10 protein-coding genes are annotated in these 15,289 nt (G+C 68.1%); 6 read left to right on the forward strand and 4 right to left on the reverse strand.

Going from position 1 to position 15,289, the window contains the following annotated elements:
* Positions 1-4: 4 nt before the first annotated feature.
* Entirely contained in the window at positions 5-760 is a 756-nt protein-coding gene (locus BSF38_RS05005) for an alpha/beta hydrolase (protein WP_076343734.1), read from the reverse strand.
* A gap of 67 nt (positions 761-827) precedes the next feature.
* The gene (locus BSF38_RS05010; protein WP_076343735.1) at positions 828-2,039 is read right to left on the reverse strand and encodes a serine/threonine-protein kinase; all 1,212 of its coding nucleotides are present in this window, start codon (positions 2,037-2,039) and stop codon (positions 828-830) included.
* Between the two features lie 339 nt (positions 2,040-2,378).
* On the opposite strand from BSF38_RS05010, the gene BSF38_RS05015 reads away from it, so the two are divergent.
* Together BSF38_RS05015 and BSF38_RS05020 are read left to right on the forward strand one after the other, a co-directional pair.
* Positions 2,379-3,860: an Nramp family divalent metal transporter gene (locus BSF38_RS05015; RefSeq protein WP_076343736.1), complete on the forward strand. Its 1,482-nt coding sequence runs from the start codon at positions 2,379-2,381 to the stop codon at positions 3,858-3,860.
* Positions 3,861-4,043: 183 nt separating this feature from the next.
* Positions 4,044-6,443 carry an efflux RND transporter permease subunit gene (locus tag BSF38_RS05020; RefSeq protein ID WP_237170743.1) on the forward strand — a complete coding sequence of 800 codons (2,400 nt, stop codon included), beginning with the start codon at positions 4,044-4,046 and terminating at the stop codon, positions 6,441-6,443.
* On the opposite strand, the gene BSF38_RS05025 is transcribed toward BSF38_RS05020, so the two are convergent.
* A complete protein-coding gene (locus BSF38_RS05025; protein WP_076343737.1) occupies positions 6,440-7,813 on the reverse strand; it encodes a sigma-54-dependent transcriptional regulator in 1,374 nt (457 codons plus the stop codon). The two genes, BSF38_RS05020 and BSF38_RS05025, sit on opposite strands and share 4 nt — an antisense overlap.
* A 146-nt stretch (positions 7,814-7,959) precedes the next feature.
* On the opposite strand from BSF38_RS05025, the gene BSF38_RS05030 reads away from it, so the two are divergent.
* Positions 7,960-11,274, forward strand: a complete 3,315-nt coding sequence (locus BSF38_RS05030; protein WP_145951971.1) for an ATP-binding protein — start codon at positions 7,960-7,962, stop codon at positions 11,272-11,274.
* Positions 11,275-11,317: 43 nt separating this feature from the next.
* Entirely contained in the window at positions 11,318-13,033 is a 1,716-nt protein-coding gene (locus BSF38_RS05035) for an amidohydrolase (protein WP_083712702.1), read from the forward strand.
* A 40-nt stretch (positions 13,034-13,073) separates the two neighbouring features.
* On the opposite strand, the gene BSF38_RS05040 is transcribed toward BSF38_RS05035, so the two are convergent.
* Entirely contained in the window at positions 13,074-13,985 is a 912-nt protein-coding gene (locus BSF38_RS05040) for a ThuA domain-containing protein (RefSeq protein WP_076350604.1), read from the reverse strand.
* Positions 13,986-14,390: 405 nt separating this feature from the next.
* Between BSF38_RS05040 and BSF38_RS05045 the strand changes: the two genes are divergently transcribed.
* Both BSF38_RS05045 and BSF38_RS05050 read left to right on the forward strand, forming a co-directional pair.
* Positions 14,391-14,699, forward strand: coding sequence for a hypothetical protein (locus tag BSF38_RS05045; RefSeq protein ID WP_145951972.1), 309 nt, complete (start codon positions 14,391-14,393; stop codon positions 14,697-14,699).
* Complete coding sequence (locus tag BSF38_RS05050) at positions 14,696-15,055, forward strand: hypothetical protein (protein ID WP_237170744.1); 360 nt, start codon at positions 14,696-14,698, stop codon at positions 15,053-15,055. The genes BSF38_RS05045 and BSF38_RS05050 overlap by 4 nt, the downstream gene beginning before the upstream one ends.
* The last annotated feature ends 234 nt before the right edge of the window (positions 15,056-15,289 follow it).

Genomic DNA, 15,289 nt, shown 5'->3' on the forward strand with positions numbered 1-15,289 from the left:
CTCGTCAGGCCGGCGGCTCGTCGAGGAACGCAAGCACTGCGTCGATCATCGACTCGCGGTCCTTGTCGAGTGCGACGAGGTGGTCGCTGCGCGGAAGTTCGATCAAGCGGCTCGGCGCGGCCGTCAGACGCCCGTGCAGCCACGCCGCGCCCCAGGGCTCGACCACCGAATCGAGGCGTCCCTGAACGATCAAGACGGGGACGTCGATGGCAGCGATCAGCGGCTTGACTTCCTCGATGAATTCGAGGGCGCTGACCGCCGCATGAAGGTTGAACGTCCGGAAGCGATCGAGGCTCGACGCCCATCGTCGCATCTTGGGATCGCGGACGGCCGGCCCCCGGCGCTGAATCTCGGGCGTCCAACGAGCGAGAACGCGAAGCAGGCTCACCGGCTGAAAAGGCAAACGGCTGGTGTGTCGGATCGCGAGGAACGGGGCCAGCAGGATCAGCCGATCGACCTTGCGCCGGCTGGCCAGATGGAGGGCGATCATGGCGCCGGTCGAGAACCCGACGACCGCCGCCGGCGCCGTTTCCGAGGCCGTGTCGTCGTACCACGCTTCCGCGCACCTCGTCCAGTCGGGCCACGACGAGGAAGGCATCGCGGGCCCCGGCCCGTCGTGGCCGGGCAAGACCGGCGCACGGACTTCGCGGCCGCTCGCCGCGACGGCTTCGGTCAGGGGTTGCAACTCGTACGGGCCTCCGCCCAGGCCATGGAGAATCAGGCATGGGCGGCGGTCCGGCATGGCTTCTCGCTCGGTCATGGAGGATCGTCTCGGCGAAACGCGTTGGTCTGGTCGCAGTCGACAGCTTAACGCGCCCCGGGGGCGATCAGAGACGGTTCGCCGGTGCGTTCCGAAGTTCGGCCGCGTCCGCCGTATTCATGGACAGGTGAGGGTGGGGGAGAAAGTCGCGACGTCGTTCGTCGTTGGCCGGCGCGTCCCAGCGATCGAGCTCGGCGGCCAGCTCGGCGGCCGACCTGTAGCGATCGGCCGGGTTCCTCGCCATGGCTTTAAGGATGATCGCTTCCAGAGGCTGGGGGATGTGGGGGTCGACCGCCCGGGGGGGGCGAGGGTGCGCGTGGGCGAGGAAGGCGGAGAGCGCCGAGATCGGAACGCCTTCCGGATCTTCGAAGGGGCGTCCGAGGGTCAGGGCTTCGAAGAGCGTCACGCCCATCGAGTAGACGTCGGAGCGGATCTCGTCGGCCGGCGCCCTGAGGAGCCGTTCGGGCGACATGTACATCGGCGTGCCCGCGCCGTCGCGCATCTGTTCGATGGTCGCCACTTCGAGGTCGCGGCCGAGGCCGAGATCACATAAGTAAACCGCGAGCGGACGATTGCAGTCGAGCAGGATGTTGGCCGGCTTGATGTCGCGGTGGACGACGCGGTTGGTGTGGACGACTTCGAGGGCGCGGGCGGCGTGAGCCATAAGTCGGGTCATCCCGGCGAGATAGTCGTCGTCGGCGGCGGTGATCAGCGGGTGCGGCTGTGCGACGTCGTCGCCGCTCAAGTAGGCGCGCCGCGACCGGATCACCTCGTGGAGGCTGACTCCTTCAACGAACGGCATGGCCATGTAGAGGTAGCCGTCGACCTCGCCCGACTCGAAGACCTGCAACAGCGACGGGCCGGCCATCCGCGCCCCTCGCTCGGCCTCGCGGCGGAACTGCGCGAGCCGGCGTTGGTGCTTGGCGAGCGAGGGGTTGAGAATCTTGAGCGCGACGATCTCCCCGTCAAGGCCCTGCCGGGCAGCCTTCCAGACGTCGCCCTGAGCCCCCTGCCCGAGTCGCGAAATCAATATGAACGGGCCGAGCCGCCGGCCCAGTTGAAGCGAGGCGTCGCAGGTGCGGCATGGGACGTCGGCGAGGGTCGGGCTGGGTCGCGGCGACGGGTCGACGGAGATGCTCAGACCGATCTGAGTCGCGGCCGAGCCCACGATATAAGTGATGTTGTCGCCGAATCCCGACGAGGTCGCGAGGTTCGGCAGGCGTGGGCGGCGTCGCTCGCGGAAGATTCGCTGGGACAGTTGGTGCGTCAGGGCGATCATGGCCGTTGCTCCGCCGCCGCGTGATGCGCCGCCGGCTTGGCGACGTTTCTTGCTCGCCCCACGGTGGGCTTGCACTCAACGCTAGGCCCGAGAGGCCGGGCGCGTCGCCCAAGCGACCGCGTGTCGCGGAGAGTCAACACCCGGCCCGCGTCGGTCGCGGCGAACAACACGAGGAGACGACTCGCTCTTGATGCGCCTAAAGCTGATAAAGACCGCATTTGAGGCCTTCGGAGAAACCAGAACACCGCTCGGGAGTCGGTGGAATCGAGACCGTCGGCCGCGTAGGATAGCTCACTTGTGCGAGGCGATGAGAAATCACAACAGCAGAGGCCGGTCCGGATGAGTGAGCAGCAGGCGCACGAGGTTCATGATCTGTATTCCATGCCGGCCGACGCCGTCCAAGAGCCGCCGCATCAGTTCTCTAAAGCGATCCGCCAGGTCGGGCCTGGGCTGATCCTGGCCGCGTCGATCGTCGGCACCGGCGAGTTGATCAACACGACGGGGCTGGGGGCCAAGGCCGGGTTCACGCTGCTCTGGCTGATCTTGTTGAGCTGCGTGATCAAGGTCTTCGTACAAGTCGAGCTGGGACGTTATGCGATCGTCCACGGCAAGACGACGCTCGCTGCATTCGACACCCTGCCCGGGCCGCGTCTGGGCACGTCGTGGATTTGCTGGTTGTGGCTGATCATGATGTTGGCCACGCAGGCCCAGATCGCGGCGATGGAAGGGACCGTGGGCCAGGCCGCGCACATGGCTTTCCCCGCCGCGTCCGACGCCTTGGCGAGCGCCGTGGGAACGATCGTCCCCGCGTGGGGTGATTTCCTCCAGACGCGCCAGGAGTACCTTTGGGCCGCGCTCACGACGGTCGCGGCCGTCGTGCTGTTGCTTTCCGGCGGGTATCGACGGCTCGAGAAGATCACCACGATCCTCGTCGCGGCGGTGACCCTGTTCACGGTCGGCAGCGTGATCGTCCTTCAGTGGACCCGTTTCCACATCGGGATCAGCGACATCAAGGCGGGGTTCACGCTGGCCTTGCCGGCGACGGCCGTGGGCCTGGCGTTCTCGGCGTTCGGCATCACCGGAGTCGGGGCGTCGGAGCTGGTGGCCTATCCTTACTGGTGCATCGAAAAAGGCTACGCCCGCCACGCCGGCCCGCGCTCGGCCGACGACAACTGGGCCCGCCGGGCGCGCGGCTGGACCCGGGTGATGCAGCTCGACGCCTGGTTCAGCATGCTCGTCTTCACCATCGCCACGGTCGCGTTTTATCTGCTCGGCGCCGCGGTGCTGCATCCGCAGGGGCTCGACCCCAAGGGGCCGGACATGATCCCGACCCTCTCGCGGATGTACCTCGAACCGCTCGAAGGGACGCCGCTGGCGGGTCTGCGCGGGCTGACCCGCGTCGGTTTCTTGCTGGGCGCGTGGGCGGTCTTGTTCAAGACGCTGTACGTCGCCACGGCCGCCAACAGCCGTCTGACGGTCGACTTCCTCAACCTCGTCGGCGTCTGGCGGCCCGCGGGCCCGGAAGCGCGCGAGCGGATGGTGAAGGTCTTTTGCGTCGTCTACCCGATCCTGGCTCTCGGCCTTTACTACGCATTTCGCGAACCGCAGGGGCTCATCAAGGCCGGCGGCATCGCCCAGGCGCTCATGCTCCCGCTGATCGCCGGCGCGACGATCTTCCTCCGCCGCCGTGACAACGACCCCCGCGTCGGCCCGTCGCTGCTCAGCGACGTATTCACCTGGCTCGCCTTTGTGGGGATCACGGCGGTCGCCTCTTACAGCGTTTACGACCTGGCGAGCAGCTTCATGGCGACTTCGCCTTGACCACCGCGGCGACGGCCCGGACGGCGCGGCTTCATGATGGCTTGATCGGCGGATGGAGGGGGGCGGCGGTTTTGCGGTGCCCAAATCGGCGCCGCGCGGCTACTGTGTATCGATGGGACCCGCGGCCCTGACAGGGAGAGAGCCGACGCGTCCGGCCCGTTTCACCGAGAGGGATCTTGGATAGTGACCGATTTCCTGCTGCGATCCCGTTACGTTTTCGGCTCGCTCGTCGCGGTGCTGCTCCTCGGGCTGGCGCTCTTCGGCGAGCGAGTGAGCTACGAGCAGTCGATCGGGTCGTTCTTCGCCGACGACGATCCGGTCATGGGGGTCTACCAGAAGGCCGCCGCGACCTTCGGCGACGACAACTTCGTGTTTCTGGTCTACGACGATCCCGAAGTGATCAGCCCCGCCGGCCTCGACCGCGCGGCGGAACTGGCGGCGGCAGTCGCGCCTGAGAAGATCCCCGGTGTGCTCCGGATCGAGTCGCTCGACGCCATGCCACTGGTCTGGGCGCTCGACGACGTGCTCTTGGCGATGGACAAGCTGCCGGCGTTCGCGCATAAGCTGGCGCTTGACGCGGCCAAACGGACGGTCAAGAACTTCGACCTGCGAACCAACACGATGACTGTCAGCGGGGCCGTCCGCGCGGCCGACGCCCAAGGGCTTGAGGCGATCAAGCGGCGGCTGACGAGCAACGCCCTCTTCAAGGGGACGCTCCTCGACGAGACGGCCACGACGACGGCCGTCCTCGCTCGGCTGAAGAAGTCGCATGAGCACAACGTCATCGACACGATCCGGCTCCTCCGCGAGCAGGCCGACGCGTTCGCGGCGCGCCACAAGCTGGCGAGGCCGGCAGTCGTGGGGCCTCCGGTGCTGCTGGCCGACGGCTTCGCCGCGATCGAGATCGACGGCCGCCGGTTGGCGGCGGTCGGCATGGCGCTGATCGCGCTGGTGACCCTCTCGGCGGTGCACAGCGTCTGGTGGGCGATCGTCCCCATCATGGCCGGCTGGACGGTCTGGCTGGCGACCGAGACCCTGCTGCACTTCTTCAATATCCGGCTGTCGCTCTCGGGAGGGCCGCTCGTCGCGCAGATCATCGTCCTGACTATGCCCGCCGCCAGCCACCTGGCGATCCACTTCCGCGACAACCGCCGCCGCGACAGCGACCCCTGGGCCGCCGGCCGGCTGACGCTCAGAACGGTCTGGACGCCGATCGTCTGGACGGCTGTCACCGGCGCCATCGGCTACGGCGCGCTCGTCACCAGCGACGTGTTGCCGATCCAGCAGTTCGGCGCGATCCTCGGCGTCTGCACGCTCACCGCGGCGGTGCTCGTCATGGTGCTTTCGCCGATCGCCATGCTGCCGCCGTTCCCCCTCGAAATCCCGGTCCGCGAGGGCTCGCAGTCGCGGGTCTCGGGCGTGATGAACCGGCTGACCTTCTGGGTCCATCGCCATCCCATTCGGGTCGTGGCGGTCGTGGCTGCGCTGACGATTCCGCTCTCGCTCGGCGTCTTCCGGCTCACGTATGAAACCAATTATATCAACCTGTTCCGACCCCAGACCCGCGTGGTGCGCGACTACCGAGCCGTCGAGTCGAAGCTCGGCGGGATCGGGCTCGTCGAGCTCGTCGTGCCCATCGGCTCGGCGGTCGGACCCGAGGTCGTCGCCAAGCTCAATCGGGTTGGCTCGACGATCGCCTCGCTGGCGCCCAACGACCCTCGCGCGATCGCTCAGGTGATCTCGCTGGCGACCGTGCTCGATCCCGATGGCCGGATCGCGGCGCTCGCTCCCGACGCGCAGGCGCGCATCCTCACCGGCAAGCTCGACTTGATCGGGGTTTCGCCGCAGGCGTCCCTGCTCCGCAGCTTCTGGAACGACGAGACCAAGGAAGCTCGCATCTTGATCCGTCTGCTCGAACAGCAGCCGGCGGCGACCAAGGCCTGGATCTTCCACAAAGCCGAGGAGACCGCCCGGGCCGCGTTCGGTCCGTCGTCCTACCTCACCGGCCTCTCCTACCTGATGACCCGGACGACCGAGGGGGTGATCGCGACCCAGTGGAGCACCTTCGGCTGGTCGGCGGCGGGGATCTTGGTGATGCTCGCCCTGGCGTTTCGCAGCCTGCCCCTGGCGCTTCTGGCGATCCTCCCCACGCTGCTCTCAGTGGTGATCGTGCTGGGCATCATGGGGTGGACGTCGATCAAACTTGACATCGCCACGGCGCTCGTCGCCAGCGTGGCCCTGGGCCTCTCGGTCGACGACACGTTCCACTGTCTGATCCAGTTCCACAAACAGCGGAAGACGCGCGGGTTCCGCAAGAGCCTGTTCGACAGCTATTCGGTGTCGGGCCCCGGCGTGCTGCTCTCCAGCCTGGCCGTCGCCGTTGGCTTCATGGCGCTGCGGACCAGCGAGTTCGAGCCGTTCGTCAACTTCGGCACGATGGTGGCGATCGCCACCGCCGGCAGTACGCTGGGGAACCTCGTGCTCTTGCCCGCCTGCCTGACTCTGGGCGAACGCTGGCGATCGCGTCGGCGACAGTCGCCCAAACCGCCCGTGGCGAGTTCCTCCGGAGTGGTCACGCCCTAGACGCTGATGCCGTACTTTTTGATCTTCCGGTAGACCGTCGCCTGACCCAGCCCGAGCTGCTGGGCGGCATCCTTGACGTTGCCCCGGGAGGTCGCCAGCGCGTCGGCGATCGCCTGGTATTCGACCTGGTCGATCGGCCGCAGTACGCCCGGCTCGGGTTCGGCCGGACGGGCTGGGGCGGTAAAGCTCTTGCCCAGCTCGGCGCGGACGGCGGACTCGTCGATCACCGGACCCGGGTAGAGCACGGCGAGGCGCTCGACGAAATTCTCAAGCTCGCGGACGTTGCCGGGCCATGCCTGTTCGGAGAGCGCCGCGAGGGCCGAATCGGAGAGCGACGCGCCGGGACGGCCGCTCCGGGCGGCGAACCGGTCGATGAAGCAGCGAGCCAGGATCGGCACATCCTCGCGACGGTCGCGCAGCGGCGGCGCGACGATCGGCACGACGTTGAGCCGGTAGTACAGGTCCTCGCGCAGCAACCCCCGGCGCACCTGCTCGATCGGGTCGCGGTTCGTCGCCGCCACGATCCGCACGTCGACCCGGACCAGCTCGCTCTGACCGACCCGTTGGAACGTCCGCTCCTGGAGGAACCGGAGCAGCTTCGCCTGGAGCCCGATCTCCATCTCGCCGATCTCGTCGAGGAACAGGGTCCCCCCGTCGGCGGCCTCGCAGCAGCCGCACTGCATCCGATCGGCACCGGTGAACGCCCCCTTGGCGTGGCCGAACAGTGTGCTTTCAACCAGCTCGCGCGGCAGCGCCGCGACGTTGAGCGGAATGAACGGGCCGTCGCGTCGCGGGCCCAGATCGTGCAAGGCGCGGGCGACCAGCTCCTTGCCCGTGCCGCTCTCCCCCAGGACGAGGACCGTGCAGTCGCTGGCCGCCGCGCGCTCGGTCAGGGCGCGCAGCTCGCGGATCGCCCGACTCTCGCCGAGGATCGGCCGCGCGACCCCGTTCACGCCGGGGCTCGCCCGACCCGGCGCGGGTGCGGCGGTCGCCGGTTCGTCGTAAACGTGCTCTACCACGCTTCGCAGCCGCGCCAGGTCGACGGGCTTCGTCAGGTAGTCGACGGCCCCCAGTCGAACCGCCGCGACGGCGTTCTCGATCGAGCCGAACGCCGTGAGCAAGACGACTTTCAGGCCAGCGTGCCGTTTCTGGATCTGCTGGAGGACCTCCAGCCCGTCGTGCTCGCCGAACCGCACGTCCATCAACAAGAGCCCTGGGAGGCCCGCGCCGAGCCGTCGCAAAAGGGCGGTCTTGTCGAGGACGCTCTCGACCCGCCAGCCCCAGCCTCGGATGTGGTGCTCGATGATCCGGAGGAACTGGGGGTCGTCGTCGGCGACCAGGATCGAGGCCGGATTCGTGTTGTGGCTCATCGTGAACGTCCTGTGGCCAAAGCCGCTCGCATTCGTCCTCCTCGATTCGATATCCGTCGCGCCGACCGGAGCTAAGTTAACTATAGGCGTCGAAATCGGGGCTGTTGAATTTCTCGGCGAGGTCGACCTTTCGGGGCGAGCGAGCGATGATCGAACTGTGCCGCGATGCGATCCGAGACCCGGAGCGTCTGGCCGTCCTGCGGTCGACGCGACTGCTCGACACCGAGGCGGAACCCGCCTTCGACCGCCTGACCCGCCTGGCGGCTCGGGTCCTCCACGCGCCCGCGGCCCTCCTCGCGGTCGTCGACGCCGACCGGCAGTTCCTCAAGAGCGCGTTCGGGCTGTCGGCCTTCGATCGCGGATCGCCTCGACCCGATTTCTCCCGCTCGTTCACGGAATACATCGTGCGTAGCGGGCGGCCTCTCGTGGTTCGCGACGCGACCAACCACGGCGCGCTCGGTTACGCTCCCGCGTGGTCCGAAGTCCAGCCGATCGCTTGCCTGGGCGTCCCGCTGACGGCCGCCCGGTGTCAAGTCGTGGGGGCGTTTTGCGTGATCGACCTCCAGGCCCGAGCCTGGACCGACACCGACCTCCAGACGCTTCAAGAACTGGCCGACGCGGCGACCTGGGAGATGAGGAGCCGGGCCGAGAAGGCCGAACTGATCCGCACGCAGCGACGATCGGCCTTGCAGCACGCCACCGCCTCGATCCTCGCCGAGGCTTCGACGCTCGACGCAGCCATCGCCCCGATCCTCCGAACCGTCGGGGAATTCCTCGACTGCGAGGCGGCCGAATGCTGGATCATCGACGGATCGGGCTTCAGGCGGTCGAGCCGCGACTGGTTCTCGCGGGAGTCGGGCCGGCTGTACCTGAAGAGTTCGAGGGAGGCGAACCAGGCCCCGCGTTGGATCGTGACCGACTCGGCTGGAACGGTCGACCTCAGTGGTTCGGAGGCGTCGGCCTTCGGCTTGTCGACGGCCTTCGTGGCGCCGGTCGAGAGCGACGGTTGGCGTTTCGGCACTCTGGCTTTCCTGGGAAGCGAGAGCGCCGTGTTCGACGAGTCGCTCCGGCCGGTCCTGTCGGACCTCGGCCGTGAGATCGGCCGGTTCGCCGCGCGGCGAGAGCGCGACGACGAGGTTCACGAGTTCGCCGCACTGCTCGATCAGAGCAGTGAGATGATCGTTTTCGCGACGTCTGGCGGGCGCATCCGCCATCTGAATTCCGCCGGCCGGGAGCTGGCGGGCTATCGCGGCTCGATCGTTCCCGAAGACTTGCGGATCGGCGATCTCTTGCCCCAGTACGACGTGCTCGCGGCGGCCAGTGAGCCGTTCTCGGATCGGCGCTGGTCGGGCCAGACCGTGTTGAAGCGTCCCCGGACCGGCCGGGAGATCGACGTCGACGCCAGCCTTTTCCTGGTCAGAGACCCGGTCTCGGCCCGGCCGCTCGGCATGGCGGCGATCGTCCGCGACGCTCGGGCGCGGACGCGCGACGAAGCGTTGCTGTTGGGAGGCAAGGCGCGGCTGCGCGGCGTGCTGGAGGCGTCGCTCGACGCCCTCGTCACGCTCGATCATCAGGGCGACGTCATCGAGTTCAACCCCGCCGCCGAGCGGATTTTCGGCGTTGACGCCGACGCCACGCTCGGCCGGCGGTTCGCCGATCTGATCGCGGCCGACGATCAGCGCGCGGCCTTCGAGGCGAGCCTTCACGCGTATATCGAAACCCGCTCGTCGCCGAGCCTCGGCGAGCGCCGCGAGATCGAAGCCCGGCGCGGCGACGGCACGCGGTTCCCCGCCGAGCTGACCGTCGCCGCCGTCCATCTCGACGGCCCGCCCGTCTTCACCGCCTCGCTCCGCGACATCAGCCGCCAGAAGCAGACCGAGGGGGAGCTGCGCCGGGCGCGCGATGAGGCGTTGGCGTCGAGCCAGGCGAAGGCCGCGTTTCTGGCCAACATGAGCCATGAAGTCCGGACGCCGATGAGCGCGGTCCTGGGTTACGCCGACATGCTTCTCGATCCGGCGCTGCCCGCCGCCGACCGCCAGGCGGCGATCCAGGCGATCCGCCGCAACGGCTCGCACCTGTTGCAGATCATCAACGACATCCTCGACCTCTCGAAGATCGAGGCCGGCCGGATGCGGCTCGACCCGGTCGCGTGTTCCCCCTGGCAGGTCGCTCTCGAAGTCGTATCCGGCCTGCGCGTTCGAGGCGACGAGCGGGGGATCGTTCTCGACGTCGAAGCGTCCGGCCCCTTGCCCGAGTCGGCGACGATGGACCCGACTCGGGTACGCCAGATCCTCGTGAACCTCGTCGGCAACGCCATCAAGTTCTCGGAGCCCGGGGGCCGGGTGAGTCTTCGCCTGACGGCCCGGCATGGGGCGTCGAGTCGAGAGGGGGTATTGCGGTTGGAGGTCGAGGACCGCGGCGTCGGCATACCGGCCGACCAGCTCGAAGGGATCTTCACGCCGTTCCAGCAGGCCGATTCGTCGTCGACCCGGAAGTTCGGCGGCACGGGTTTGGGCCTCAGCATCAGCCGTCGGTTGGCCGAGGCGATGGGGGGAGGAATCGACGTCAAGAGCACTCTCGGCGAGGGAAGCCGGTTCGCGGTCGAACTGCCGCTCCGGGGCGTCGATCCGTCGCGCCGCTGGCTCGCCCCAAGTGAGCTGTCGCGCCGCGTGGCCAGCGAGAACGAGGCCGTCGCCGAACCGATCGGCGGGCCTCTCGCCGGGCGAGTCCTGCTGGTCGAGGACAGTCCTGACAACCAACGTGTGCTTCTCTATCACTTGAACCGGATGGGCGTCGAGGTGGAAACGGCCGGCGACGGCCGGACGGGAGTCGATCGGGCGCTCGGCGGCGGATTCGACCTCGTGCTGATGGACATGCAGTTGCCCGTCCTCGACGGCTACGGCGCGGCCGGCGAGCTGCGCCGGGCGGGCTTCGAGAAGCCCATCATCGCCTTGACCGCTCACGCCATGTCCGAGGACCGCGGCCGTTGCCTGCGGTCGGGTTGCACCGAGTATTTGACCAAGCCCGTCGACGTCCGCCGCCTCTACGAGACCCTGGCCCAGCAGCTTCCGATCCGGGCGTCCGATTCGCCCCCTGTCGTTTCCCGGTACGCGGACGACTCGGGCCTGGCGGCCCTGGTCCGGAAGTTCGTCGCCAGCTTGCCGGGCAAGGTCGCGAGGTTTCGTGAGACGGTCGCAGCGAACGACCTGGCCGAGATCGAATCGCAGGCGCACCAGCTCCGGGGCGTCGGGACCATGTACGGCTTCCCGGCCGTCACCGAGACCTGCGCGCTCGTGGAAGCGGCGGTGCGGGAAGGCCGCGACCTCGACCTGATCGCCGAACTGGTCGAGGAGTTCGCCGACCTTTGCGAGCGGATCGGGCGAGGCGTCGACGAGCCGAGTCCGGAGGGGTCGCTGGAAATCCCCCTTTTGTCCGGCCCGGTCCCTTCGGTACGCTCCTGAAGCGGACTGTCGGATTCCGTCTTGAGGGAAAGGGAGAGTGGGCATGAGGCCGTTGCGCTGGAATCGCCGTCGTACGTTGACCGCCGCGTTTCTGACGCTCTCGGTATCGGGTGTTGGGCCTGGGACGCTTCGTGGCCAGGAGCAAGCGACGCCGGCCGATCTGATCGTGATCGCGGGCCGGATCTGGACCGGAGACTCCGCGAAACCCTGGGCCGAGGCGCTCGCGGCCCGGGCCGGAGCGATCGTGGCCGTGGGGACGCGCGACGAAGTCCTCCGCTGGAAAGGGGCGGCGACCCGGCTCGTCGAAGCGCCGGGAGGACTGGCGACGCCGGGGCTGGTCGACGCCCACGGCCATATCGAATCGCTCGGCGGCGGTCTTGAAAACCTCGACCTTCGGGGCGCGGCGTCGCTTGAAGAGGTCGCTCGGAAGGTCAAGGAGCGGGGCGATTCGCTGCCGGCCGACGCCTGGATCACGGGAAGCAACTGGGATCAGAGCCTCTGGCCCGGCGGATCGTTCCCAACGTCGGCCGTCCTCGACGCGGTCGCGCCCAACCGGCCGGTCTGGCTGACGCGGGTCGACGGCCACGCGGGCTGGGCGAATGCCGCGGCGTTGCGGCGGGCGGGGGTCGTGAAGGCGACCCAGCCCCCTTCCGACGGCCAGATTCACCGCGACCCAAGCGGCGAGCCGACGGGCGTTTTCATCGACGGCGCCATGAGCTTGATCGGGCGCGTCGTGCCGCCGCCGACGCCGGCCGACGTCGAGCGGCGGATTCTCGCCGCCCAGAAAAAGATCGTCGCGCAGGGCCTGACCGGGGTTCACGACGCGGGCGTCTCGGCACGCGAGGCCGACGTCTTTCGCCGGCTCGACCGCTCGGGCCGGCTGGCGTTGCGGGTCTACGCGATGGCCATGCCGCCGGCCGGTGAGGAGGTCCAGACGGTCAGCCGGCCGCCGGTCAAGGAGCCGGAGGGCAGCCGGTTCGAGATGCGGGCGATCAAGCTGTTCATCGACGGCGCGATGGGCTCGCGCGGGGCCCTCCTGTTCGAGCCCTACCACGACGACCCCGGGAACAAGGGCCTGCTGCTCATCGATCCCCAGGTGCTCGAGGAGACGACCGTCGCGGCCTTGCGGAACGGTTGGCAGGTGGCGACCCACGCGATCGGCGACCGGGCCAACTCTCTGGTGCTCGACGCCTACGAAGCCGCCCTCAAGGCCGTGCCCCAGGCCGTGAGCCCTCGGCTGCGGATCGAGCACGCGCAGGTGGTCCGCAAGCAGGACGTCGGGCGGTTCTCGAGCCTCGGCGTGATCGCCTCGATGCAGCCCTCGCATGCAAGTGACGACATGCGATGGGCCGACGCCCGGCTCGGCCCGGGACGGGTGGACGGCGCCTACGCCTGGCGGTGGTTCCTGGACGCCAAGGTCCCGCTCGCCTTCGGCAGCGACTTCCCGGTCGAAGTCGTCAGCCCGTTCTGGGGCCTCTACGCGGCAATGACCCGGCAAGACTCCGACGGTCAACCGAAGGACGGCTGGCATCCCGACCAGCGGCTGTCGCTGGACGAGGCGCTCCGGGCCTTCACCGCCGGCGCGGCCTACGGGGCGTTCGCCGAGGGCCTCCGAGGCGTCCTGAAACCGGGCATGCACGCTGATATCACGATCTTCGATCGCGACCTGTTCCGCGAGCCCCCCTCGCGCGTGCTCGCGGGCCAGGTCCTCTACACGATCATCAACGGGTCGGTCGTCTTCGATGCGAAGCGGCCGTGACGGCGGCCTCGCATCGAAGATCCCTGCGGCGTTCGACGTGTCACTTCTTGACGCCGGAGGGCAGCGTCTTGTAGCCGGGGGTGACCTTCTTGATGTTGGGCGAGACGTCGGCGTCGACCAGGCCGGTGGTCCAGGCCAGCGCGCCGAGCAGCAGCCCCTGGTACTTGGGGTTGGTCCAGACGTCTTCGCGGTGGCCCATCGACGTGTAGAAGACGCGGCCCTTGCCGTAGGGGCGGGCCCAGGTGGCCGGGTAGTCGGGGCGCTCGTACTCGTGGCCCTGCATGCCCTTGGTCTTCTGGACGAGGATCACGTGAAGATCGTCGGGGTGGTTCTTGAGGGCGTACCATTCATCGTTGAGCTTGAAGCTGTTCGACGCGCCGAAGCCGTCGGCCAGGCCCGGGAACGCGGCGTCGGCGACCTCGATGGTCACCTCCTGCTGGGGGCCGTGCGAGTAGAACTCGCCGCCGATCATCTGGATGTACGGGTCGTCCCCGCTCTTGTCGCGGGGCTTGAAGTGGCCGAACGTGTCGGCCGCGCAGTGCATGCCGATGAACCCCTTGCCCCCCTTGAGGGCGTCGTAAAACGCCTTCTCGCCCTCGACCGAGATCGGGGGCGTCTTGTCGGTGCCGGGCACGGTGAGGTCGCCCGTGGTGTAGAAGACGAACCCGTCCCACTGGCCGATCTGGTCGGGCTCGAACAGCCGGCCGTCCTTGGAGGCGACGACCTCGAAGCCGTGCTCCTTGCCGATCTCGGTCAGGATCTTCTCGGCGTGCGAGAGGTTGCCCCCCTGGCGGGCGACCACCGAGTGGGGGAATCCCGAACTCTTGGTGAAGAAGAGGACCCTCTTGGGTGCCTTGAGGGCCGCGGCCGTCGCCTTGGCGAACGCCCCCGCGCCCAGCCAGGCGGCTCCACTGGCCAGGAGCAACTCTCGACGGTTCAGGTCTCGCGACATCGTGCGGATCTCCATGGGGATGAGGGAAGAAGAGGCAGGCTGAACTCGTCGCGGCCCCATTCGAGGAAGGGGGCCGGCGCTCGGCAGCCGCCTTGGCGACATCCCTTCCTTGTACCGCGGCCGGAATCCGAAAGAAACCCGGCAGAGGTCGTCCGCCCGTGTAGGCGGCGGGTTGGCTTGCTTTGCCGTCGTCTGAACATAAAGTCAGTGCGAAGCGACCTTTCCGCTTGCATCGATTGCGCGTGGGGGGTAATCTCCAGGGGGAACCTTGGTTCCCAAGAATGGCGAATCCTCGTTTCTTGAGGATTTCCGCCCCGAAGCCGACGTCAGGAGACGATCACCATTCCGCACGGACGCTGAAGCTTCGCTCAGGTGTCCGGCCCTTGGTCCGGAGACGCGATCAGGATGACCCAGCTCACAGCCCCCCCCGAAGCCGTGGACGGCGCCCAGCTTTCCAAGCTTTCGGTCTCGATTCGCGGTAAGCTCCAGTTCATGGATTATCTGGTGCGCGCGGCGGTCGCCGACGTCGAGCGGTTCCAGGACGAGCCCGACCCGGGGACCCGTATCTTCATCAAGCAACTCGTCGAGATGCATACGGCCAACCTGCGTCAAGAGAGCCAGAATCTGAGGGCGATCGCCGACCTCTGCAACATGCTCGATGCGATGGTGCAGACGCCCCAAGAGCAGCCGTACAGCTCGGGAGACCCCTCATGACGCCGTCGACCAACGGGCTCTCGGGAACTTCGCCGATGCACGAGTTCGCGACCACGAGCCGCGACCTCGAGATCGAGGGCGACGACGCGGGCGGCCACCTGCCCTCCCCCGAGCTGCGGAAGTTCCTCGCCGAGATCAAGGGCCAGGCCCAGTTCCTGCTTTACCTGGCCGACCAGATCGAGGAGTCGCTCGTCCAGCTCTCCCAGGAGAGCGACCCCTGCCACGGCGCGTTCTTGTGCAAGGTGCTGGGGATGTACTCGACCCAGCTCGAAACCAAGCACCAGGGCCTGGGCGAGAAAATCGCCGAGACCTGCCAGGAAGTCTACGTCACCGTCAGGGAACGCGAACTCGGCTGAGTGGGTGGGCCGCGAGCGGCTGACTTCGATCCGCCACAGGTTCGCCCAGAGTCGGGGCGATGCGAGGCTTTGCGCCGTCACCGAAATCCCATCACGCTGAGACCGCGGTCCAGGTCGATGGGGTGGGCGAGAAGAAGAAGCAGGCGCCGCCTCCGATACGTCCGTCTTCACACATGGCGTGTTCCAACGGGTGGCATCGGAAAACTCGTCCCCCCCGGGAAGGAGGGCGAGTGG

Source organism: Paludisphaera borealis (assembly GCF_001956985.1).
GTDB lineage: Bacteria > Planctomycetota > Planctomycetia > Isosphaerales > Isosphaeraceae > Paludisphaera > Paludisphaera borealis.